We start from the raw sequence: 24,083 nt of genomic DNA on the forward strand, positions 1-24,083 counted from the left end.
ACTTTTGCTTTCCTTATTTAACTTGAAAACGCTCTTCTGCCAGTCGATATAGAGGTCTCCACAAACCATAATTAAATATTAATACATATAAAGACATCACCATAATTGCTAAAACAAGTCTAGGAAAATCGCCCTGTTGAGAAATTGATACAATGTAAGTACCTAATCCAGTTGCGTGTAAACATTCCCTTCCCCAATTCACTGATTCGGCAATAATGCTCGTATTCCAAGCACTACCTGCTGTTGTAATAGCTCCTGTGATATAATATGGAAATATTCCTGGTAGTATAAATCGTTTCCACCAGAGCCATCCTTTAACATTTAAAATATCGATAACATGGTGTAAATTTTTTGGCAATGCCATTGTCCCAGCAATAACGTTAAATAAAATATACCACTGTGCGCCTAAAATCATCAGCGGAGAAGTCCAGATATTTACATTTAAAGTAAATCGAATAATAAGCATTACCATAATAGGGAAAAGTAAATTAGCAGGAAACGCTGCTAAAAATTGCACAATAGGTTGAATTACCTGAGATACATTTGGTCGTAAGCCAATCCATACACCGACAGGTACCCAAATAAATGAACTAAGAATAAGCAAAATACTAACACGTAGTCCAGTGATAAAACCTAAACACAAAACATGAAATATTTCTGCCCAATGTGCTTCAGATAAAATAAATCGTGTCAATAAATAAAAAGAGATTATTGATACTAAAATTAAAGATATATACCAACTTGCAATAAAAAATCTACGTAACAAATGCTGACTTCCATTCGATTTTTTTACAGAAGAATAACGAAAGAATTGGGAGTTAATCACAGTATTTCCTAGTAAAGAAAAGTACTCACCAATAAAACGTAAGAATCTTGTACGATGAAATAGATTTAGTATCCATGACTGTACTTCGTTCTCTCCTACAGTGACTTCTATATTATATTTTTCAGCCCAAGCTATAAGCGGACGAAATATCAATTGATCATATAATGCAATTACAATGATCATCGCAATAATCACATAAATTACGGCCATTTTATCCGCGCATTTAATAGCCAAGTTGATGTAAGAGCCAATACCTTGTAGCATAATACTATGTCCCGCTACGGTAATTACTTCTGAAGCTACCAAAAAAATCCAACTTCCCGACATGGACATCATAACATTCCACAATAATCCTGGAATAGCAAAAGGAACTTCTACTTTCCAAAATCTTTGCCATGCGGATAATTGCAACATTACAGCAGCTTCTTGTAAATCATTTGGCACAGTTTTAAGGCTTTGATAAAAACTCAATGCTATATTCCATACTTGTGCTGTAAAAATCGCAAATAATGCCGCACATTCAGGGCCTAATAAACTACCGTGAAATACAGCAACAAAAGCAGATACTGTAATCGTCAAAAAACCCAATACTGGAACGGATTGTAAAATATCAATCATAGGAATAATGATACGTTCAGCATGACGACTTTTGGCAGCCCAGGTACCAAAAGTAAATGTAAATAATAGGGAGAAAAACATCGAAATTAACATACGTAATACAGTCCTTAATGCATAATACGGTAACATAATTGGATCTAGTGAAATATGGAAAGGTTGCTTTCCCACGTCAAATTTTTCCATCATCGTATTAGCACCATATCCTAGCAAAATAAGAATAGCTGCAACCAATAAAAGAGCGACTACGTCCCAATAATTTGGAATTGGCCATGAAGTAATTTCACTTTTTATATACGTTCTTTTCGAAAATGACAACATAATGGCTCTCCCATATTTCTATAGAGTAATTCTGATGCTATTATTAACTAAATTAATTCATATATCTTCATCTTAGTATCTAACACCATGTTTACTGAATCTCTAGCTTCAAAGAAAGAAAATATAGAAAATTTAGGCAGATATTGTTGATACGCTTTTATAACTCCAAAGGAAAACTGTCGATTTTTATCGATACCAGTTATTTAACACTAATTTTACTTCGTTCAAACCAGTACGATTATGAGAAGAAAACAGCTGTACGGATGTTTTTTCACCGTATATAACCAATCGCGCTTGCACTTTATTAAAAATTCTTTTTGAAGTACTTTGGCTAAGTTTGTCTGATTTTGTAAGCAGTACATGCAATGGTATATCATATCCTATGGCCCATTCAATCACATCTTCGTCCATTTCTTTTAAAGGATGTCGTATATCCATAACCACTACCAATCCCTTTAAACAGCACCTATTTTTTAAATAGCTATCAACTAACTTTTCCCATCGTTCTTGTATTATACGAGGCACTTTAGCATAACCATAGCCTGGTAGATCTACCAAACATTGCTTTTCATTTAAAGAAAAAAAATTAATCATTTGAGTGCGACCAGGCGTTTTGCTAATACGTGCTAAACCCTTAATACCAGTAATTACATTTAAAGCGCTTGATTTTCCAGCATTAGATCTTCCGATAAAAGCGACTTCACCACCCTTATCCGGTGGTAAATCACTAAGTTTAGCTGCGCTAGTTAAATATTTTGCCTCTCGATAGGTAGGGGACGGCATAAATTCGATTATAAAATTAAATAGTTATTCAGAAAATAAGTATAACATCGTTTGACACAGAAAGTGAACTTCTACTGCTGTACCTAATTCTCCTTAAAAATTTACATGACTGCTAGAAAATCACAAAACGTTAAAGACAACAAAAACTGTAATCAATCTTTCATAATATGAGAGTTGTATCTGTTCATTATAAGACAGAATAAATCAGGCGGTAGCTATAGAATAATGAACGAATCGTGTTAACAAACATACTAAAGAATTATGCTTGTGCATTAAACGTTTTTATACACTTTGAATTTTCATAGCAAGTTCATTGTTTTTATATCGTTCTGTCATTTGCTCAAGTGGTATTACCTTTATCTTGTCAGCTTTTCCTGCAGTGCCGAACGCTTCATAACGCATTTTGCATATAGTTTTCATCGCGTTAAGTGTTTCACCAAGGTATTTTCTTGGATCGAATTGAGATGGATTTTTAGCCAGATAGCGACGAATCGCTCCTGTGGAAGCTAATCTTAAGTCCGTATCAATATTAATTTTCCGAACACCGTAGCGAATTCCTTCTTGAATTTCTGTAATAGGTACTCCATAGGTTCCAGGGATATTCCCCCCGTATTTATTAATCATCCTGAGCCATTCTTGTGGTACTGAAGAAGAACCATGCATCACTAGATGAGTATTAGGCAGTCGTTCGTGAATAGCTTTAATTCTGTCAATTACTAACACTGTTTCTTCAGGAGGTTGGGAGAATTTATAGGCACCATGACTAGTACCAATAGCAATAGCTAAGGCGTCTACCTTAGTTTTTTCAACAAAGTCAACGGCTTGTTTAGGATCGGTAAGTATCTGTTCACGTGATAGTCTTCCTTCAGCACCTGATCCATCCTCTTTACTTGATTTCAACGTTTCTAAAGAACCTAAACAGCCTAATTCTCCTTCTACTGAAACTCCACAAGCGTGTGCCATACGTACCGTCAATGATGTTACTGAGACATTGTATTCATAATTTGAAGGAGTTTTTTGATCTTCTAAAAGAGAACCATCCATCATTACTGATGTGAATCCCATTTGAATAGATCGTTGACACACTGCCGGTGAAGCACCATGGTCTTGATGCATACAAATCGGTATGTGTGGCCATTCTTCAGTTGCAGCGAAAATAAGTGCACGAATAAATCGATGACCGGCGTATCGATGCGCACCTAATGAAACCTGGATAATGACAGGACTTCGTGTTTCATTAGCTGTTTCCATAATTGCACGAATTTGTTCTAAGTTATTGATATTAAATGCAGGAACACCGTATCCATATTCAGCAGCATGATCTAATAATTGTCGTAATGTAATAAGTGCCATAAAATCTCCTTTGCAATTTCTCAACTTTACTTTTAAATGACTTTTCCGACGGTCAAAATCTTCATGGCGTTTGATCCGCCACCTATTCCCATATAATCACCCTTGGTTAATATTACTAAATCTCCACGATTCAATAAACCTTGTTTCTCCATAACTGCTATAGCTCTGACATTAACTTCTTCTCGATTATATTTGGTAGGATCAAATTTAATAGGATAAACTCCGCGATATAATGTCATTCGCCCTAGGGATTTATCAAAACGACTCAAACCGTAAACAGGAATTGCCGTTCGAATCCGTGACATCCATAAAGGAGTACTTCCTGATTCTGTTAAAGCTACAATCGCCTTAATATCCAAATGGTTCGCTGTATACATAGTTGCCATAGCAATAGCTTCATCAGTGCGTTTAAATCGGCATTCTATTCGATGACGCGAAATATGTGAACGAGGTTGTAATTCGGAAGCCACGCACACTCTAGCCATCGCCCTCACCGCTAATGTTGGATAATCGCCTATAGCTGTTTCAGCCGATAACATAACAGCATCAACATTATCTAAAACAGCATTAGCTACATCAGATACTTCAGCGCGATTAGGCACTGAAGTATGAATCATCGATTCCATCATTTGAGTTGCAATGATGACCGGCTTGTCAAGAGAACGAGCTCGACGAATAATATCTTTTTGCACTAATGGCACTTGCGCATCACCAATTTCGATAGCTAAATCGCCTCGAGCAACCATGACACCGTCACTCGCCTCGATAATAGTTTTAATATTTTTCACAGCTTCAGCACGTTCGATTTTTGCTATAATACCCACTTTCCCTTTGTAACGTTGAATTAAGCATTTAGCTTTCATAATATCTTCTGAATCTCGCGGAAACGAAACTGCTACGTAATCCACATTAAGATTAATTGCGAATTTTAAATCGTCGATATCTTTTGTAGTGATTGACTTTGCAGAAAGCCCTCCACCCAAACGATTAATCCCTTTATAATTAGATAACTCACCTCCTATTGCTACTTGACAAATAATGCTATTTTCTTTAATGCGTTGAACTATCAATTTAAGACGTCCATCGTCTAACAACAATATGTCACCAGTTTTTACATCTTTTGGTAAGTCTTTATAGTCAATGCCTACTTTTTCTTCTGTTCCTTCTTCAGAAGGCAAATCTGCATCTAAAATAAACTGCTCTCCTTCATTTAATCGTATTTTTCCTGATTTAAAACTGGATATACGAATTTTTGGTCCTTGTAAATCTACTAAGATTCCAATTACTCGTTTTTCTTGTTTAGCAGCTTCGCGTACCATTGCAATTCTTCTTTCATGATACTTATAGGAATTATGAGAGAAGTTCAGACGAACAATATCGACACCTTCATGAATCATTTCTTTTAAAGTTAAGTTATCATCCGTCGTAGGACCTAAAGTCGCAATAATTTTCGTACGACGCAACATATGTTGTTGTTGGTTGTTGTTTTCCTTCATGAGATTTGTGCTCGTTGAGTTAACGTTGCAATTATAGGCAATACTTTTCCATCTAAAAATTTTAGAAAAGCTCCGCCGCCAGTACTGATGTAAGAAATCTGATGAGTAAGATGTAATTGATGCAAAGCGGCCAGAGTATCTCCGCCTCCAGCAATAGAAAAGGAACTGCTGTCAGCTATCGCTTGTGCCAACACTCTGGTTCCCCGACTAAAAGCCCTAATTTCAAAAACACCGATAGGGCCATTCCAAAATATAGAGCCGGCTTTAGCTATTAGATGCACATAATCCACTAAGGTTCTTGGTCCTACATCAAAAATAGATTCATTACCTCTAATTGCGTCAATTTTTTTTATTTTTGCTTTTGTATTTGTGTTCTTAGACAGTTGCCTTGCAACAACAACATCACTTGGAAGCAGAATAGAGACATTCTTTTTCTTTGCTTTTGCTAAAAACTGGTGTGCACAATCCAGCCAACTGTTGTCACACAAAGATTGTCCAACGCAATAACCTCGTGCTTTTAACAAGGTATTGGCAATTCCACCTCCAACAATTAATTGATCAACTTTGTATAATAGACTTTCTAGTAAATGGAGTTTAGAAGAAACTTTAGCGCCCCCAACAATGGCTACTAAAGGTTTTTTTAAATTATGCATTACGTGAGACAATGTTTCGATTTCAGAAATAAGAAGAGGTCCTGCGCAAGCTATCGGAGCATACTTTGCAATTCCTACCGTAGAAGCTTGCACACGATGTGCTGTTGCAAAGGCATCCATAACAAAAACATCACACAGTTTTGCCATGTTCTGAGCTAAATTACAATCGTTACTATTTTCACCAATATTAAATCTAACATTTTCGCACAACACCACAGTGCCTAACGCTAAAGGAATGCCTTGTAGCCAATTTACAATAAGTGGTATTTTTCGCTTTAATTTCTTACTTAAAATATTTGCTATGGGTGCTAATGAAAAAGTAATATCAAACTTTCCTTCTTTTGGTCTACCGAAATGAGATAAGATTATCACTTGTGCATTTTCTTTTAGTGCTTTTTCGATAGTAGGTATTGCTCGAACAACTTTTTCATCGTTAACAATTTTTCCATTTATTACAGGCGTATTAAAGTCTTCTCGAATGAGAACGCGTTTATTACTAATATTAATATCAAACATTGATAAACATGGTAATTTTAACATTTCAAAAGAGCATCTGTCACATCTAGCATACGATTGGAAAACCCCCATTCATTGTCATACCAAGCGATAATCTTTACTAATTTGTCAATTATTCTTGTTTGTCCTGCATCAAAAATAGATGAACGCGGATCATGATTAAAATCAATGGAAACCAGTGGATCTTCATTATAACCTAAAATACCTTGCATTTTACTGTCGGCTGTTTCTTTTATCACAGAATGCATTTCTAAAACTTTTACTGTTTTTTTGGCGTCAAAAGTAAAATCTACCATAGAAACATTAACCGTAGGTACACGAACAGCATATCCATCTAGTTTTCCTTTTAATTGTGGTAATACTAATTCAACAGCAGCAGTAGCTCCGGTACTAGTAGGTATCATTGACTGTGTAGCCGCACGCGCTCGATGTAAGTCCTTATGATAACTATCAGTAAGATTTTGATCGTTAGTGTAAGCGTGAATAGTTACCATTAATCCGCGTTTAATCCCAATTGCATCATCCAACACTTTTATTAATGGTGCTAAACAGTTTGTAGTACATGAAGCGTTAGAAACAATTTTATCTTTTTGATTCAGGAGATGTTCGTTAACACCAAATACAATAGTCTTGACATTATTCCCAGCTGGGGCAGAAATTAATACTTTTTCTGCTCCAGCTGCTAGATGTGCTTTAGATTTTTCTTTACTCGCAAAAACTCCTGTGCATTCTAGCACTACATCTATGCCGAGAGCTTTCCATGGTAAAAATTCAGGATTTTTTATTGAAAATAATCTAATTTTATCTCCGTTGATAACAATCAGTTCTTCTCTATCAACGCCAATGTTAGCTGGAAATTTTCCATGTACTGAGTCGTATTTGATTAAATGAACATTGGTATTAATATCTCCTAAGTCATTAATAGCAATGATTTTAAAATCATATTGTTTTTTTGATTCGTAAAAAGCTCGTAATATATTCCGACCGATACGACCGCAACCATTAATAGCGATTTTATATGACATACTTTATTTTTCCTCCCGTTTATTTTTTTTAAACACCCATTTGATTGTATCAATAACGCGTTTTAGAGTGAAACCATATTCACGATACAATACTTTATACGACGCTGAAGTACCAAATCGATCGATTCCAATTACTTTACCTTTACGTCCAACAAATTGATACCAATAATCTGGATAAGCTGCTTCAATGGCAATGCGTTTAGTAATACATTCAGGTAAAACGGATTCTTGATACTTGATACTTTGTTTTTTAAAAATTTCGCAACAAGGCATAGAAATAACGCGTACTGGAATATTACTTTCTAAAGTCATAGCGGCCTCTACAGCAAGCATTACTTCAGAACCCGTAGCTATTAGAATAACTTGAGCTGGTTCTTCTTTTGCTTCCCATAATACATATCCACCCTTTGCCATCAACTTCATTTGCTTCGCGTCATGATGTTGATGTATCACCTTTTGACGAGTTAATAAAAGACAGCTAGGCCTGTGGTGTGCAATCATCTCTTTCCAAGCAACCGCTGTTTCAATTCCATCACAAGGACGCCATATATACAAATTTGGAATCATGCGTAAGGCGGGCAATTGTTCAATCGGCTGATGTGTAGGTCCGTCTTCTCCTACACCGATTGAATCATGCGAATAAATAAAAATTGCATGCGTTTGATTAAGTGCTGCTAGACGCACAGCATTTCGTGAATAATCAGAAAAAGTTAAAAAAGTGCCAGCAAAAGGAATAAAACCCCCATATAACGAAATACCGTTTACTATAGCTGTCATAGCAAACTCTCGCACACCATATTCAATATAATTTCCTTTACGATTTTCTTTGCTAAAGACAGTTGCATTTAACCATTTTGTGCAATTAGATTCCGATAAATCAGCCGATCCACCAATTAGTTCAGGCAAAAAAGGTGAAATGGCATTTAAGCATTTTAAGGATAATTTTCGTGTGGCATCATTTCTCTTTAATTTCTCTTCGTTTAAAATATACTGTTCCATTGCTTCAACATAAGCTTCTGGTAGCATTTTCTTTTTTCGCCGTAATAATTCTTTCCCTAATTCTGGGTAGTTTTTTTTATAATGCGCAAACAATTGATTCCACTGTACTTCGTGTTCTTTTCCTCTTTTTTTTGCGTCCCATGCAGCGTAAATTTCTTTAGGAATTTTAAATGGTGGATAGGGCCAACGTAAGATTTTGCGAACACCATACACTTCTTCTGTCCCTAAAGGAGTGCCGTGTATTATCGCTTTCCCCGATAAAGTAGGAGCACCATAGCCAATAATCGTTTTACAACAAATCAGAGTTGGTTTAGTAAGTTCACTTTTTGCCACAGTAATAGCTTGAGAAATGGTATTGGAATTATGTCCATCTATACACGGAATTACTTGCCACTTATAGGCTTTAAAACGTTTTTCTGTATTATCGGTAAACCACCCGTTTACATCTCCATCGATGGAAATACCGTTATCGTCATAAAAAACAATTAATTTTCCTAAACCTAAAGTGCCTGCTAATGAGCAGGCTTCATGAGAAATACCTTCCATGAGATCACCATCACTTATAAAAACATACGTATAATGGTTTATAATCGAAAAATGTTTGCGATTAAAAGTGCTTGCCATAATTTGTTCAGCAATTGCCATTCCAACACCATTGGCCAAACCCTGTCCCAATGGACCCGTTGTTGTTTCGACACCTGGTGTATTTTTGAATTCTGGATGTCCTGGAGTACGTGAACGAAACTGACGAAAATTTTTCAAATCTTCGATTGTCACATCGAATCCAGTCAAATGTAAAAGTGCATACTGTAACATAGCTCCATGTCCATTAGATAAAATAAATCGATCACGATTAATCCAATTAGGATTAGAAGGATTAAATTTTAAAAAATCACGCCACAATACTTCGGCGATGTCTGCCATTCCCATGGGCATTCCCGGATGACCTGAACCGGCCTTCTCTATAGCATCTACTGTTAATATGCGAATTGCATTGGCACATTCTTGACGCGACGGCATAAAATCCCACTTATTCGCTTAGCTTATGATTGAAATGTAATGCATGATAACGTATCTCAGGAAGCCAAACAATTAATTAAATATTTTCCTTGGAACTTTTAAGTTTATACTAATGTAATTTTATAAAGTTGTTCCAGTTTTTCTGTATAGTCCGATATTCTTTTAGAAAAGAAACAATTTTTTGATAGAATATCGTGATTAATTTTTTAGAATGTTTTATTAAAATTTAAATAAACTTTATATACCTCGTCTTTACATCTTTTTCTCATTAATCTTTAACAAAATAAAGGTATAATCGTTCCTTTTTAGCCATTAAGGAAGCTATATGTGTGGTATCATAGGAGCTATTGCTCAACGTCCAGTGATAAATATTTTATTACAAGGGTTATTCTGTTTAGAATATCGCGGTTATGATTCTGCCGGGATAGCTGTTCTCAACAAAGCAAAATATAAAATTCAAATAGTTCGTACCAAAGGAAAGGTTCATATGCTTGCTAAAAAATTGGAAGGCCGGTCCTTGCAAGGATATATAGGAATTGCTCATACCCGTTGGGCAACGCATGGAGCGCCAACAGAAAAAAATGCTCATCCGCTGTGTTCAGAAAATATTGTTTCTATTGTTCACAATGGTGTCATTGAAAATCACGTATTGCTTCGACAAAAATTAAAAAAATTAGGCTATATATTTAATACGGAAACTGATACAGAGGTAATTTTACATTTGCTTAATTATCATATAAAAATGAAAAAAGAATTATTGCAAGCTATTCAACAAGTTACTCGAGAATTACGGGGATCTTATGCGTTAGCTATTATTTCCACTATAACACCAGAAGTGCTATACGCAGTTCGTTATAGGAGCCCTCTGGTCGTTGGTCTAGGTGTTAGCGAAAATTTTATTGCTTCAGATATCAGTGCATTACTTTCAGTAACTCAGAAATTTATATATTTGGAAGAAGGAGATATTGCAAAAATTAAAATTGACGCTGTCTCTATTTACGATCAATTTGGAAAATCTGTAAAACGGCCTGTACAATCGTCGCAAGTTGATTCTGATGCAATGACAAAAGGGAAATCTCGTCATTTTATGCAAAAAGAAATTTTTGAACAACCAAAAGTTGTTCTAGACACAATTTCTGAATATCTAGTACATAATGCAGTAAATGTAAAGAATTTTGATCAAAAAGCTTTGTCTATCTTTAAAAAAACAAAACGCCTTCAAATTGTTGCGTGTGGTACTAGTTTTCATGCTGCCTTAGTTGGTCGTTATTGGGTAGAATCTTTGGCAGGTATTCCTTGTCAGGTAGAAATTGCAAGTGAAAATAGATATCGTGCATCAGCAGTTGAGCACAATACTTTATATATTGCCATATCTCAATCAGGAGAAACAGCTGATACATTAGCAGCACTTCGTCAAGCTAAAAAAGTAGGATATATAGCGACATTAGGAATTTGTAATGTCTCAAATAGTTCTATAGCTCGTGAAGCTGATTTAGTTTTCCTTACTAGAGCAGGAATAGAAGTTGGTGTTGCAGCTACAAAAACATTTACCGCGCAATTAGTGGTTTTGTTATTACTAAGTTTCTTGTTTCAAAGAAGAAATAATGGTAAACAAGGGAGTATTATCGATCATCTACGAAATTTACCAAAACTCCTGAAGAAAGTGCTTCTTGATTTGGAAGCTCCAATCAAGAGTCTATCGAAACGCTTTGTTAATAAACAACATGCTTTGTTTCTCGGTCGTGGTATATTATTCCCTATTGCTTTAGAGGGTGCTTTAAAATTAAAAGAAGTTTCCTATATACACGCAGAAGGCTTTCCTGCAGGAGAATTAAAACACGGTCCGTTAGCTCTAATTGACAAAAGTATGCCGATTATTATTGTTGCTTCTAATAATTATTTAATAAAAAAGCTAGAGTTAAATATACAAGAAGTAAAAGCACGAGGAGGCGAGTTATATATTTTTATGGATGAACAAATTTCTTCGAAATTTCAAGAAGCTAATGATTGTGAAGGTAATAACTGTTTAGTTATGCAAATGCCCAGTGTAGCTGATGTTATTTCTCCAATTGCTTATGTTATACCTCTACAATTGCTAGCCTATTACGTAGCTATATTAAAAGGGACTGATGTTGATCAGCCGCGCAATTTAGCAAAGTCTGTTACAGTGGAATAGAAATAAGAATATTTTTGATAAAGAGTATTGCTTTGAAATCCGTGTTTATTGTGTTTTATCTATCTTTTTACGACGACTTGAGAAAAACGTATTAGCGTGGTTAATACACTATTTCTTTCAAGGAAAAATCTTTAATTAAAAATTTTGCGGTAGTGCACTTAGAGAGGATCTTCCTCAATAAGTTAATACTAAGTACAAGAAATGATTTATTTGTAAAAAGCAACTAATTTCCATTATCAAAATATATCTATTGTAAATAATTTGCAGGAACATGACCAGATTATTTGTTCTACAAATTGGGTTGCACCTAATATAACGTACGAAGAAATAAAAGAGTAAATTAGTAACATGTTAGCGTTGAATCAATACTCTTAATCCAAGAAAGAAGACCTCCTTGTAGACTAAATACTTTTTTAAATCCATTGTCTTGTAAAATTTGTGCTGCATCAAAACTACGCTGCCCAGACTTGCAATAAAGAACAATAGTTTTATTTTTCGGTAACGTTTTTAGAAATGTGTGTAAAGTATGTAGTGGGATATGTAAACCACCAATATGACAAATATCTCTTTCATAAGATTCGCGTACATCAATCAATAAAATATTTATATTAGATTTTCTTAACTGTTGAAAGAGCGTTGTAGCTTTTATTTCTCGAATTGGCGCTTTATTATTCTCGTCTCTTACTTTTACAAAAGATTTATTGGAAAATTTTCTAGATAACCTATCTTTAGTACAGCATGAACATTGTGGATTTTTAGATATAAAAAATTTTTTTATTCTCATTGATAAAATATTAATGGTTAGCAGTCTTCCAGATAATATTTTTTCTTTTCTTAGCAAGATTTTTATAGTCTCAGTAGCCTGAATACAACCTAGTATTCCAGGTAATATACCCAGAACACCGCTTGAAGTGCAATTGAAAAAACGCTCTTCTTTTAATTTAGATTCGTACAGACAACAGTAACAAGGACCACCTTGATAATTAAAAACACTACATTGACCATAAAATTGATGAATACCTGCAAAAATTAGCGGTTTTTTGTACTGAACACAAGCGTTGTTTAGTAAGTAACACGTACGACTGTCGTCAGTACAATCAATAATAACTTCAAAATTATTTACTGTTTCTTTTATATTGTACTCTCTTATAAAATAAGAATAAGCGATGATTTTCAATGCAGGATTGAATCTTTCAAGATAATACTTTGCTTGAATTGCTTTATTTTTACCAATATCGTCAGGCGTAAAAATAACTTGGCGTTGAAGATTCGATATTTCTACTTTATCACCATCAACAATACCTAAAGTTCCAACCCCTGCTGCTGCTAAATACTGCAACACAGGAGCACCTAATCCCCCAGCGCCTACACAGAGTACTCGAGCCTTAAAAAGGAGTGTTTGTCCTTTTTGACCAATCAATAATAAGCTACGAGCATAACGCTGCATATTAATAGCAGTTAATGTCGCCATAGTTTTAATGTGTCTCTCCCCAGTTATTTCCTACTTTAATATTGACTACTAATGGTACTGCAAGAGAGACAATTGCCTCCATGATTTGCTTAATTTTAGGAACTATATAGACAAGATCTTTTTTTGAAACTTCGAAAACAAGTTCGTCATGTACTTGCATTGTTAAATAGGAATTTACAATATTATGATTCTTTAACCAATCATTTATTTTAATCATAGCGATTTTAATGATATCTGATGCAGTACCTTGTATGGTTGCATTGATTGCAATACGCTCAGTAGCGCGGCGGTGTTGAGGATTAGCAGTATTAATGTTAGGAAAATAAATACGTCGGCCAAAGAGAGTTTTCACATAACCTTGAGAAAAGGCAATGTTGCGTATTTCTTGTCTATATTCGTAGACTGTAGAATAATGTTTAAAATAGGTATTAATATATTTTTTAGCAAATCCATGCTTAATATCCAGTTGACGTTTTAAGCCAAGACTTGACATGCCGTATAACAATCCAAAATTAATTGATTTAGCAAGATGACGTTGTTCTGCTGTTACTTGTGTCAATGATACTCCAAAAATTTCAGAAGCGGTCATATTATGAATATCTAATTCTTTTTTGAATGCTATAATCAAGTTTGGATCTTTTGACATATGGGCTATAATACGCAATTCCATTTGTGAGTAATCTGCTGCAACTATACAGGAACCCTGTGGCGCAATAAAAGCATTTCGAATTTTTCGACCTTCTTTTGTGTGTATAGGAATGTTTTGTAAATTGGGATTGCTTGAAGATAAACGTCCAGTTAAAGTGACAGTTTGGTTATAAGATGTGTGAATTCGACCTGTTAACGGATTGATCTGTTTAAGTAGATGATCAATATAAGTTGATGTCAACTTGTTTAGTTTACGATATTCCAAAATAATTTTTGGAAAAGAATGATAAAGTGCTAATTTTTTCAATATATTATTTTCTGTTGATGGTTGCCCTTTAGAAGTTTTTTTAAGTATTGGTAGTCTTAATTCATTATATAAAATGTTGCGTAATTGTTTTAGTGAATTAATATTGCATGTTTTTCCTAATGTCTTATAAGATTTATGTTTGAGTTGATCAATGCCTTGCCTTAGTTTATCATTTTGTGTATACAGAACTTGAGTATCAATTAACACACCGTGTACCTCCATATGCATTAGAATAGGTAAAAGCGGTGTCTCAATTGAAAAAAAAATCTTCTTTAAATGTTTTTCCTTTTTAATCAATGGCACTAACACATGATGTAACTGTAAGGTCAAATCTACATCTTTAGTAGCATTATATGCCACTTTATCACTAAAAATTGTATTAGAAGTATTTTTTAAAGAAACATCGATAGTTTTAGTTGAATATCCTAAATAATGTAAAGCTAACGTATTTAAATCATATTGGTTATTGCTGTTATTTAAAATATAAGATTCTAATTGAATATCATACATTTTAGCTTTAACGGTCACTCCTTTTTCCATCAGAATGTGGCTGATGTATTTCAAATTTTGTCCTATAATTTTCTTTTTGGAATCACCAATGATTGGTCTTAATTGTTGTAGCACCCAGCCCTTTTCCAGTTGCGTAGGAACATCAATATAATCGTGACCTATGGGAATGTAAGCCGCTTCATTAGGTTGAATCGCAAAAGCAATTCCGATTATTGAACTTGTTTTTATATTAGACTTAGTAGTAGTTTTAATATTGAGGGCAAATTCTTTAGCGTCTCTTAGTTTTATTTTCCATGTTTTAAAAATTTTTTCCTCAAAGATATTTATGTAATTAGTAGTAGAAATAGTATTAGAAGTGGTAGAAAATTTTGTGGTTACTTCTGTTATAGTTTCTGAGAGCCAAGATCTAAATTCGTATTTAGTGAAGAGTTCGATTAATTTTTTATTTTTTTTAGGTTGTAGTTTTAGTTCTATTGGGGTTGTTTCTAAAGATACATCAGAGATTACTGTAACCAACTTGCGTATTAAAGGTAACTTGTGCAAATGAGCACGAAGGCTTTCACCTACTTTTCCTTTTATTGTTTTGGCTTGATTTTGAATATTTTCAAGGGAACCATATTCATTTAACCATTTAATGGCAGTTTTTGGACCTATTTTAGGAATATGAGGAATATTATCAACATTATCACCAGCTAAACATAAGTAATCAACAATTTTTTCGGGAGGTACGCCAAATTTTTCTACAACTCTTGCGGGATTTAGTAGGCAACCTGTCATTGTATTAACTAAAGTAATATGATTATTAACAATTTGTGCTAAATCTTTGTCGCCAGTGGAAACCAAAACAGTAAATCCTTCTGCTTCAGCTTTTTTAGCTAAAGTGGCAATCACATCATCAGCCTCATAGCCGTCTTTCACAATTAAAGGAAATCCTAATGCTTTAATAATTTCAAATAATGGTTCTATTTGCTGAGATAATTCACTAGGCATTTTTTGTCGATTTATTTTATAATCGTTATAAAGATTATGACGAAATGTTTTCCCCTTTGGATCAAATATTACCGCGACATACTCTGATTTATAATGCACTACTAATTTCTTTAGCATATTGATCACTCCATAGATCGCCCCTGTTGGCTGCTTTTTTATAGTGAATAAGGAAGGTAGTGCATAATAAGCCCGGAAGAGGTAGGATGAACCATCCACCAGAATAAGTAACTTAATGGCATTTCCCATAGATTATATAATAATTTGCTATTATAAAATGTCCAGTCATAAGTGATAAAACATCAATCTGTAATTATTGTTGCCTAATACAATTATTGTATTTAAAGAAAATAAGAATTTTACTAGGTACTTCAAAGATTTAGATTTTAGAGACCGAAAAATAAAACACTGTAACTATTCAAAAACATACAAAACTGATAGAATAGTTCGCTAACGTTAAGATATTCGTGTTTATATTTGACTTGTTTAGGTTATGCTAAAAAGATCTATATCGCCTCTCTCGTTGTTATTTGCATCTGTTAGCGCGATTTTAGGCTCTGGATGGTTGTTTGTTGCGTATTATACATCAAAACTGGCAGGTCCATCAGCAATCTTCTCCTGGATAATTGGGGGGGCAGCTTCTATTATCATCGCCTTTGTTTTTGCTGAGCTTTGTGCAACATTACCAATCACTGGTGCTAGCATTCGCATTCCACATTATACACACGGTACAATTGTGAGCTTTCTTTTTTCTTGGATAATCTGGTTGTCTTATGCTGCTTTAGCTTCAACCGAAGTGCAGGCAATTTTACAATATTTAAATTATTTTTTCTCATTCTTAGTTCATAATGATGGGGGATTAACCATTTTTGGTTATACTGTAGCATTAGTATTAATGATAGCGATTTCAGCAATTAATATTTTTTCTCTACGTTGGTTACTTCGATTTAATAATGCTTTAACTATTTTAAAAATTACTATTCCTATAGTAGTAGCTATAGTTATTTTAGTGTTATATTTTCGCCCTGCTCAGTTTATTCATCCCGCTCATACCGCCTTTATGCCTTACGGAATACACGGAATATTTGCTGCAGTTACTACTGGTGGTATTGTTTTTGCTTTTAATGGATTTAAACAAGCTTGCGAGATGGCTGGTGAAGCTAAAAATCCAACACGCGCTTTGCCTTTTGCTATTATCGGATCGGTAATAATTTGTTTAGTTATTTACCTATTGTTGCAATCTGCTTTTTTATCCTCTCTTTTACCAATCAACTTATTGCATGGGTGGTCGTATTTAGATCTGCAAGGTGATACAAGTCCTATCACTGCAATTGTACACCAGGAACGTTTAGATATTCTGCTCCCTTTATTATATTTAGGAGCAATTGTTGGACCATTAGCCGCTGGATTGATGTACACTGGTAGTGGAGCGCGTGCGTTATATGGTATGAGTAAAAATCGTCATGTTCCATATTTGTTTCAACGATTAACCGCTCAAGGCAATCCATCAATTGCTATTCTTGCTAATTTTCTTTTGGGGATGTGCCTCTTTGCGCCACTACCTGGATGGAACCAGATGATATCTTTTCTTACTTCACTAATGGCGTTAACTTACAGCATTGCTCCTATTTGTTTATTATCTTTGCGTCAACAAATTCCTCAATGTCCACGACCATTTAAACTACCTGCTGTTACAATATGGGTTTTAGTAGCGTTTTATATTTGCACGCTTCTTACTTATTGGAGCGGATGGGTAATTATTTATAAACTTGGTTTTTCTTTGTTTATTGGGTTTTCTGTGCTCATTGTTCATCGCTGTTTTTTGGAACCAGATAAACGGTTCTCTTTTCATTGGAAAGCATCAATATGGGTATGGCCCTATTTTATTGGAATGGCATGCATTTCTTATCTTGGTAATTTTGGTGGAGGTAAAAAGATTATTCCTTTTGGGTGGGATTTTATTGTCATTATTATATTTTGTGTTTTTATTTTATGGTTAGCAATGAAATTTAAATTGCCTTCTGAACTTACTCAACGTTTCCTTAAAGATCTCGAATTTGATCAGTAAAGGAAAAGAAGAGAATAAAGCGTAATTAAAGAGCTACTTGAGAAATATATGACAAATAATTATACTGTGCACTTTCCCTGTGTAGATCGTTTTCTAGTTGATTTACATATTTTAGTTAATTGAATAAATAGAAAAATTGCTTATTAAAGTATTAGGAAGCACATTTTTATTCTTTGATGTCAATTATTTAGTAAAGTAATAAATTTTTTAGAATTTAAAAATGATTACTATTCTTGCTGATGATCGTATCCCTTTTGTTTCTGAATTATTTGGAAATTGTGGTGTGTTAATTTTAAAACCAGGATATTCTATTCAAAGAAGCGATTTGAAAAAAGCGAACGCTTTATTAACTCGATCAGTAACTCAGGTGAATGCTGCTTTATTGCAAGGGACTGCTGTTGAATTTGTAGGAAGTGCAACTGCAGGATATGATCATATCGATCATAAATGGCTGTTAAAAAAGTCTATTTTTTGGACTTACGCCCCGGGGGCTAATGCTATAGCAGTGGCTGAATACGTTCTTCATTGCATCGCTTTTTTACGTAAAAAAAACTTTTTACGTAAAAAAGCACCACACGCTGCTGTCGTTGGAGTTGGGCATATAGGGCGAGTTGTATCTCATCGCTTAAAAAACATAGGCTTCTCCATTCTTCATAACGACCCATTACGTGCTGTTTCTGAGAAAGGATTTATTTCCACTCCGCTAGAAAAACTTACTAAAATGGATTTAATTTGTCTACATACTCCATTAATTAATACTGGAAAATTTCCCACCTATCACTTAATCAATAATATTTTATTAAAAAAAATAAAACCTGGTTGTATTCTATTAAACGCTGGACGAGGAGCAGTAATTGATAATACAGCGTTGTCAACATGCGATCATATTATTATCTGTTTAGATGTATGGGAAAATGAACCTGATATTGATTTAGATTTATTACAAAAAGTCACCATTGGTACTCCGCATATCGCTGGTTATAGTAAAGCAGCAAAATTACGTGCATCACTAATGATTTATAAGACTTTTTTAGAATACTTTCGATTACCAGACATTCGTTCTAAACAACTACAACGGTTATCGGAAAAAAAAATATTAGACATTAGTCGGTACTACACCGTAGAAGATGTATTATTAAAGATCTACGATCCAGGAAAAGAAACGAAACGTATGAGAAAATTGTTGATAAAACACTTATTGAGATTTGAAACCTTGCGTCGTAATTATCAATTGCGTGAAGAGCTGCTATCGGTTCAATTATTAACGAATCCATTTAAATTAAAATTGGAAAACTTGAAAAAATGGGGATTTTCTTTTAATTAAAGTCTTATATATCCTGCTAAGTAAAGCATCTTTATGGCATTTTTTGTACATACTTCTCAACGCAGTTTATGTTTAGAAATATACACACTAGCGACAATCTTGATAGAAAAATTAATTATGAAAAAATAAGTATATTTTAATAAATTTCCTTTCTTGTAAAAGCACTTCATTTTTCCATAATTAATTTTTACTTATACAGTAATTTATTGAGTGCACTTACAATTTTAAAATGATATGTTATATAAAATAAAGGCATTAGTGATAATAAAAACTTTATGTATTTTAGACTGGTTAGAATTTTATTTTATTTGTAATTTCGTAATTTCTACAAAATTTTAATTATCTCTACTGGTAAAGATATAGTAAAACAATAAGAAAGCCTTAATAGAGGTCTTTAATTCTAGATGTTTTTAAATAGACCACAAAGAACTAAATGGTTTCTTGTGGGTCCACATCTAGGATCCAATGTACTTTCGTATATCGTTTTGGAAGCAGAGCTGTCAACTTAGTTAATGTTTCATGTAAGCACTTACGCTTCTTAGATTGAAATAGTAATTGATAGCGATAACGTCCTGCTTTACGCTCCACACAAGCAGGAACAGGTCCTAAAACTCTAATGTTATTGTTGTGAAGCAAGATTTTTTGTTTTATATCTGATAAAAAAGCGATGGGAAATATAGGATTTAAGGATTCGGCACGTAATAGACTTAAATAAGAAAAGGGAGGGAGTTGAGCCAACTGACGTTCTTTCAACAGAGCTTCTGCAAATGCAGTGTAACCCTTTCTTAAGGAGAATATAAGCAGAGGATTTTTTGGATGATATGTTTGAATAAATACTTCACTCTTACTTCCTACGCGACCTACACGACCTATTACTTGGACTAATAGTTGTCCGGTTCGTTCTAAGGAACGGAAATCAGTACTGTATAAACCACTGTCAGCATCTACGATTGCCACCAAAGTTAAATAAGGAAAATGATGTCCTTTAGCAATCATTTGGGTTCCAACTAGAATCAATGCCTGTCGATTATGAATTAGATCTAATTTTTTCTCCATACTGTTTTTAGTTCTAGTACTATCACGATCAATACGTACAATATTGTGATTTGGAAATCGTTTTTTTAATGCTGTTTCTAATTGTTCCGTACCTACACCAATATCGCTTAATGTTTGATATTTACATTTTGGGCAAATCAAAGGAATTATTCTATTCCACCCGCAATGATGACAGTAAAGTCGTTGCGGACAATAATGTACAGTTAGATGTACGTCACAATGATTACAATGTATTATCCATCCACAACAATAACACATTAGGACAGGTGCGTACCCGCGGCGATTTAGAAACAATAAAACCTGTCCATTGTTATTGATATGATTTTCTATAGCAATTAATAATTCATTGCTCATTCCAGCCATTAGTTCTTTTTTTCGTAGATCGATTAATGTTATACGAGGTAAACAGGCTTTTCCTGCTCGCTTTGGTAACGACAATAACTTATAATTTTTATGTTTAGTGTTATAGAAACTTTCCAATGAAGGAGTTGCTGAACCAAGTACAATTGGAATATTTTCAAATCGTCCACGCATAACGGCTAAATCACGCGCAGAATAACGAAAACCAGATTGTTGTTTAAACGAAATATCGTGTTCCTCATCTAAAATAATAATACCAATATTAAGAAAAGGTGTAAAAACAGCCGAACGGGTGCCAATAATAATTTTAGCTATACCATTCTTAGCCATTACCCACGCTTGAGCACGTTTTCTATCAGTTAAATTAGAATGAAAAACAACAATAGGTACATTAAATCTTTCACGAAATCGTTTTACAGTTTGAGGAGTTAATCCGATTTCTGGAACTAATACTAATGCTTGCTTTCCCCGTTTAATTATTGCGTCAATACAATGTAGGTAAACTTCAGTTTTTCCACTTCCAGTAATGCCTAAAAGCAAAAAGGTCTGAAAATTACGACTATTGATAATCGTTGTAATAGCATTTTTCTGATAAGAATTTAAAGTTAAAGGATTATGTGGAATATCATAAGAACTAACTTCATTATTAATTGTATTAATGCATTTACCTTGACGGAAAATTTTTGGTAAAACACCTAAAATTATTTCACCAACAGGATAATGGTAATAATTACTTGCCCATTGTAATAATTTAAGTAAAGATAATGGAACAAGAGGCTCCCTTTCGAGGACAGAAATAACGGGTTTAAGGTTTTCAATAGGTAAAGCGGAGAAAGATTCTACTGCTACTAGTATACCTATACAATCTTTTTGACCAAAAGGAATTTTTAGACGAATACCCGGCAGCAATTTTTTATTATTAAGTGAAGTGGGTGCTAAATAATCAAAATACTGGCATAGCGGAACTGGTACGGCAACTTTTAGGATTATCGACATAACTATATGATAATCGCCATGGTAGTAATCACAAGAGGTTTTTATGGAAACATATAGTGCAAACGAACTGCGTGTCGGATTAAAAGTTATGATTAACGGAGATCCTTGTAGTATTATTGAAAACGAATTTGTTAAGCCTGGTAAAGGTCAAGCGTTTAATCGTGTCAGATTTCGTAATTTAAAAACAGATCGAATATTAGAACGTACTTTAAAGTCTGGAGAAGTATTACTTTCTGCCAATGTAATTGAAATAGAAATGCAATATTTGTACGATGACGGAGAGATTTGGTACTTTATGATTCCAGAAACTTATGAACAATATGCTGTGCCGTCTGTATTAGTAGGAGAAAGAAAACAGTGGATTAAAGAAGCAACTATATGTACGATTACCATGTGGAATGGCGTTCCACTATCAATTGCCCTACCCACTTTTGTAGAACTAAAAATCATTGAAACAGATCCAGGAATTCGTGGTGATACAGTTGTTGGTGGCACGAAACGCGCAAAACTTGAAAGCGGTGCGATAATACGAGTGCCGTTGTTCCTAAATAAAGATGACATAATTAAAGTAGATACTCGTCACGGAATATATGTTTCCAGAGTAAAATAACAATGTTTAAAAAAAACTGGCGACCAATTGCTTCTCTTAACAATCTGCGATGGCGGGCAAAGCTATACGCTGACGTTCGAAAGTTTTTTTCGGAAAGAGGCGTTTTAGAGGTCGAAACTCCTCTTTTGTCAAAATACACTGTAACTGATATTAATATCGAAAGTTTTCAGACAACTTACTATAATAAAAAGGAAACACATCAATATTATTTGCAACCCTCTCCGGAATATGCTATGAAGCGACTCCTTGCAAGTGGAATTGGTCCAATCTATCAAATCTGTAAAGCTATGCGTAATGGAGAATACGGTTCCCGGCATAATCCTGAATTTACTTTATTAGAATGGTATCGACCAAATTTTAGTTATCAAGATTTAATGGATGAAATGGACGCACTATTGCAATTCACCTTACAAACAAAACCATCTGTCCGGAAAACCTACGTCGCTTTGTTTTTGGAATATCTTGCAATTCATCCATTCCAGATTTCACTAAAGAAATTACAATCCTTATCTCGACAATTTTTATTAGAAAAAACTGATCATTACAGAGATCGTGATACTTTATTACAGATTTTATTTATTCACGTTATTGAACCCCAAATTGGGTTCAAACGGCCTGTATTTGTTTATGAATTCCCAGCTTCTCAAGCAGCTCTGGCAAAAATACATCCTCAAAATTCAAGTGTCTCTCTACGATTTGAAGTGTATATTGAAGGTATAGAATGTGCAAATGGCTTTGAAGAGCTAATTGACGTTCAAGAACAGTACCGCCGTTTTAAACAAGACATTGTAAGTCGTCAAAAACAAAAACTTTCTCAAATCGAAATTGACTATCGCCTTCTCGCTGCTCTAGAATTTGGAATGCCTGCTTGTTCAGGAGTTGCTTTGGGATTGGATCGTTTACTAATGATTAACACAAAAACAAAAAAAATCAGAGATGTTCTTTCTTTTCCGATGGACATTGCTTAGTGACTAACATCCACGGATAGTCTGATAACATTTAGAGCAATCTATGGTGGTCAAAATATCACTGTGTTTTCCCAAATAAAATTAATACCTCTACTTCCTAAAAATTGGTAACACAAAATCGAATTGTGCTCAATTTATTATGGTACCAATTTTTTCCCCAAAAAGAATACGGCTATTTATATTTCGATGAGTATCCCATTGTACTCTGAGTAATGGAAATAATAAAATCACTGTAGAGCCGATTTTAAAATAACCTAATTCGTCACCTTGGGTTAAGCTAATGTTATCTTCTTGATAATCCCACATCGAAGTAGTGCTCTTAATAGAAGGAGTTACGGTACCATGCCAAACAGTGTTAATATTTCCCACTAAGGTAGAACCTACAATCACAATAGCTATATAACCAATTCGAGTTTTGAATAAACACACCACTCGTTCATTGTTAAAAAATACTTTAGGAAAGATTCGAACTACGTAAGGATTAACAGAAAAAAGATAACCAGGTATATACGTCATTTTTAAAAGACGACCATCGATTGGCATATGAATTCGATGATAATCTTTTGGAGATAAGTACACTGAAAAATACGTACCTTCCCGAAACAGATCTGCTTGTTCGCTACTACCACCGAATAACTCAGTTACAGTGTAATGATGTTTTTTTACCTGAAGAATCGTTTTTCTTTTCAGTTGTTTTATTTCTCTAATAACTCCATCTACAGGTGAGATAACGACTTTAGGATCAGTAGTAATCGGTCGTGCATCAGGATTTAGATGTCGAGTAAAAAAAGCATTGAAAGAATGATATGATTGGATATTAGGATTTTTCGCTTCTTTCATATTAACCCCGTAGCAATAGATAAACAGGCGAATTATTATTCGTGTAATTAGACCCCACTGGCGATTTGCAAGCCAGCCAACTATTCTTGAAAAAGTATGTGGATATTGGAAAAATTGATTTTTCATATTAAAGCTTTCAATTATATATTTTAAGG

The 24,083-nt window shown here is 34.1% G+C and carries 16 protein-coding genes; 5 read left to right on the forward strand and 11 right to left on the reverse strand.

Annotated elements, in window-relative coordinates; genetic code table 11:
- Window positions 1-13: 13 nt before the first annotated feature.
- The 7 genes from Z664_RS00180 to tkt all read right to left on the reverse strand — a co-directional run bounded on the left by Z664_RS00180 (window position 14) and on the right by tkt (window position 9,607).
- Entirely contained in the window at window positions 14-1,762 is a 1,749-nt protein-coding gene (locus Z664_RS00180; RefSeq protein ID WP_052246298.1) for an ABC transporter permease, read from the reverse strand.
- A 186-nt stretch (window positions 1,763-1,948) separates the two neighbouring features.
- Complete coding sequence (gene yihA, locus Z664_RS00185; protein ID WP_407641455.1) at window positions 1,949-2,545, reverse strand: ribosome biogenesis GTP-binding protein YihA/YsxC; 597 nt, start codon at window positions 2,543-2,545, stop codon at window positions 1,949-1,951.
- A 282-nt stretch (window positions 2,546-2,827) separates the two neighbouring features.
- Complete coding sequence (gene fba, locus Z664_RS00190; RefSeq protein ID WP_039669755.1) at window positions 2,828-3,898, reverse strand: class II fructose-bisphosphate aldolase; 1,071 nt, start codon at window positions 3,896-3,898, stop codon at window positions 2,828-2,830.
- Between the two features lie 32 nt (window positions 3,899-3,930).
- Window positions 3,931-5,394 (reverse strand): pyruvate kinase, encoded by a 1,464-nt coding sequence (gene pyk, locus Z664_RS00195; protein ID WP_084588720.1) that lies wholly within the window; start codon window positions 5,392-5,394, stop codon window positions 3,931-3,933.
- A complete protein-coding gene (locus Z664_RS00200; protein ID WP_039669756.1) occupies window positions 5,391-6,587 on the reverse strand; it encodes a phosphoglycerate kinase in 1,197 nt (398 codons plus the stop codon). The genes pyk and Z664_RS00200 overlap by 4 nt, the downstream gene beginning before the upstream one ends.
- On the reverse strand, window positions 6,581-7,588 hold the full coding sequence (gene gap, locus Z664_RS00205; RefSeq protein WP_039669757.1) for a type I glyceraldehyde-3-phosphate dehydrogenase: 1,008 nt from the start codon (window positions 7,586-7,588) through the stop codon (window positions 6,581-6,583). The genes Z664_RS00200 and gap overlap by 7 nt, the downstream gene beginning before the upstream one ends.
- 3 nt (window positions 7,589-7,591) lie before the next feature.
- A complete protein-coding gene (gene tkt / locus Z664_RS00210; RefSeq protein WP_039669758.1) occupies window positions 7,592-9,607 on the reverse strand; it encodes a transketolase in 2,016 nt (671 codons plus the stop codon).
- Window positions 9,608-9,932: 325 nt separating this feature from the next.
- Here tkt and glmS point away from each other — a divergent pair, with 325 nt between their 5' ends.
- On the forward strand, window positions 9,933-11,783 hold the full coding sequence (gene glmS / locus Z664_RS00215; RefSeq protein ID WP_039669759.1) for a glutamine--fructose-6-phosphate transaminase (isomerizing): 1,851 nt from the start codon (window positions 9,933-9,935) through the stop codon (window positions 11,781-11,783).
- 340 nt (window positions 11,784-12,123) lie between these two features.
- Here glmS and Z664_RS00220 read toward each other — a convergent pair whose 3' ends face one another.
- Together Z664_RS00220 and polA are read right to left on the reverse strand one after the other, a co-directional pair.
- Window positions 12,124-13,254: a HesA/MoeB/ThiF family protein gene (locus tag Z664_RS00220; RefSeq protein ID WP_039669760.1), complete on the reverse strand. Its 1,131-nt coding sequence runs from the start codon at window positions 13,252-13,254 to the stop codon at window positions 12,124-12,126.
- 4 nt (window positions 13,255-13,258) lie between these two features.
- Window positions 13,259-15,955 (reverse strand): DNA polymerase I, encoded by a 2,697-nt coding sequence (polA, locus tag Z664_RS00225; RefSeq protein WP_039669761.1) that lies wholly within the window; start codon window positions 15,953-15,955, stop codon window positions 13,259-13,261.
- 244 nt (window positions 15,956-16,199) lie between these two features.
- On the opposite strand from polA, the gene Z664_RS00230 reads away from it, so the two are divergent.
- Both Z664_RS00230 and Z664_RS00235 read left to right on the forward strand, forming a co-directional pair.
- A complete protein-coding gene (locus Z664_RS00230) occupies window positions 16,200-17,774 on the forward strand; it encodes an APC family permease (RefSeq protein WP_039669762.1) in 1,575 nt (524 codons plus the stop codon).
- A gap of 220 nt (window positions 17,775-17,994) precedes the next feature.
- Window positions 17,995-19,098, forward strand: a complete 1,104-nt coding sequence (locus Z664_RS00235; protein ID WP_039669763.1) for a 4-phosphoerythronate dehydrogenase — start codon at window positions 17,995-17,997, stop codon at window positions 19,096-19,098.
- Between the two features lie 429 nt (window positions 19,099-19,527).
- Here Z664_RS00235 and priA read toward each other — a convergent pair whose 3' ends face one another.
- Window positions 19,528-21,510: a replication restart helicase PriA gene (priA, locus tag Z664_RS00240; protein ID WP_039669764.1), complete on the reverse strand. Its 1,983-nt coding sequence runs from the start codon at window positions 21,508-21,510 to the stop codon at window positions 19,528-19,530.
- A gap of 43 nt (window positions 21,511-21,553) precedes the next feature.
- Here priA and efp point away from each other — a divergent pair, with 43 nt between their 5' ends.
- A complete protein-coding gene (gene efp, locus Z664_RS00245; RefSeq protein WP_039669765.1) occupies window positions 21,554-22,120 on the forward strand; it encodes an elongation factor P in 567 nt (188 codons plus the stop codon).
- A 2-nt stretch (window positions 22,121-22,122) separates the two neighbouring features.
- Window positions 22,123-23,088, forward strand: coding sequence for an elongation factor P--(R)-beta-lysine ligase (gene epmA / locus Z664_RS00250; RefSeq protein WP_039669766.1), 966 nt, complete (start codon window positions 22,123-22,125; stop codon window positions 23,086-23,088).
- Window positions 23,089-23,217: 129 nt separating this feature from the next.
- On the opposite strand, the gene asd is transcribed toward epmA, so the two are convergent.
- Window positions 23,218-24,054 carry an archaetidylserine decarboxylase gene (gene asd, locus Z664_RS00255; RefSeq protein ID WP_039669767.1) on the reverse strand — a complete coding sequence of 279 codons (837 nt, stop codon included), beginning with the start codon at window positions 24,052-24,054 and terminating at the stop codon, window positions 23,218-23,220.
- Window positions 24,055-24,083 lie beyond the last annotated feature (29 nt).

Source organism: Coxiella endosymbiont of Amblyomma americanum (assembly GCF_000815025.1).
Lineage (GTDB): Bacteria > Pseudomonadota > Gammaproteobacteria > Coxiellales > Coxiellaceae > Coxiella.

Coding starts and splice junctions, on each gene's coding strand:
- efp (WP_039669765.1), top strand. CDS start 21,554: ATGGAAACATATAGTGCAAACGAACTGCGTGTCGGATTAAAAGTTATG.
- tkt (WP_039669758.1), bottom strand. CDS start 9,607: ATGCCGTCGCGTCAAGAATGTGCCAATGCAATTCGCATATTAACAGTA.
- glmS (WP_039669759.1), top strand. CDS start 9,933: ATGTGTGGTATCATAGGAGCTATTGCTCAACGTCCAGTGATAAATATT.
- Z664_RS00230 (WP_039669762.1), top strand. CDS start 16,200: ATGCTAAAAAGATCTATATCGCCTCTCTCGTTGTTATTTGCATCTGTT.
- priA (WP_039669764.1), bottom strand. CDS start 21,510: ATGTCGATAATCCTAAAAGTTGCCGTACCAGTTCCGCTATGCCAGTAT.
- epmA (WP_039669766.1), top strand. CDS start 22,123: ATGTTTAAAAAAAACTGGCGACCAATTGCTTCTCTTAACAATCTGCGA.
- yihA (WP_407641455.1), bottom strand. CDS start 2,545: ATGCCGTCCCCTACCTATCGAGAGGCAAAATATTTAACTAGCGCAGCT.
- Z664_RS00200 (WP_039669756.1), bottom strand. CDS start 6,587: ATGTTAAAATTACCATGTTTATCAATGTTTGATATTAATATTAGTAAT.
- polA (WP_039669761.1), bottom strand. CDS start 15,955: ATGGGAAATGCCATTAAGTTACTTATTCTGGTGGATGGTTCATCCTAC.
- Z664_RS00235 (WP_039669763.1), top strand. CDS start 17,995: ATGATTACTATTCTTGCTGATGATCGTATCCCTTTTGTTTCTGAATTA.
- gap (WP_039669757.1), bottom strand. CDS start 7,588: ATGTCATATAAAATCGCTATTAATGGTTGCGGTCGTATCGGTCGGAAT.
- asd (WP_039669767.1), bottom strand. CDS start 24,054: ATGAAAAATCAATTTTTCCAATATCCACATACTTTTTCAAGAATAGTT.
- Z664_RS00220 (WP_039669760.1), bottom strand. CDS start 13,254: ATGGCGACATTAACTGCTATTAATATGCAGCGTTATGCTCGTAGCTTA.
- Z664_RS00180 (WP_052246298.1), bottom strand. CDS start 1,762: ATGTTGTCATTTTCGAAAAGAACGTATATAAAAAGTGAAATTACTTCA.
- fba (WP_039669755.1), bottom strand. CDS start 3,898: ATGGCACTTATTACATTACGACAATTATTAGATCATGCTGCTGAATAT.
- pyk (WP_084588720.1), bottom strand. CDS start 5,394: ATGAAGGAAAACAACAACCAACAACAACATATGTTGCGTCGTACGAAA.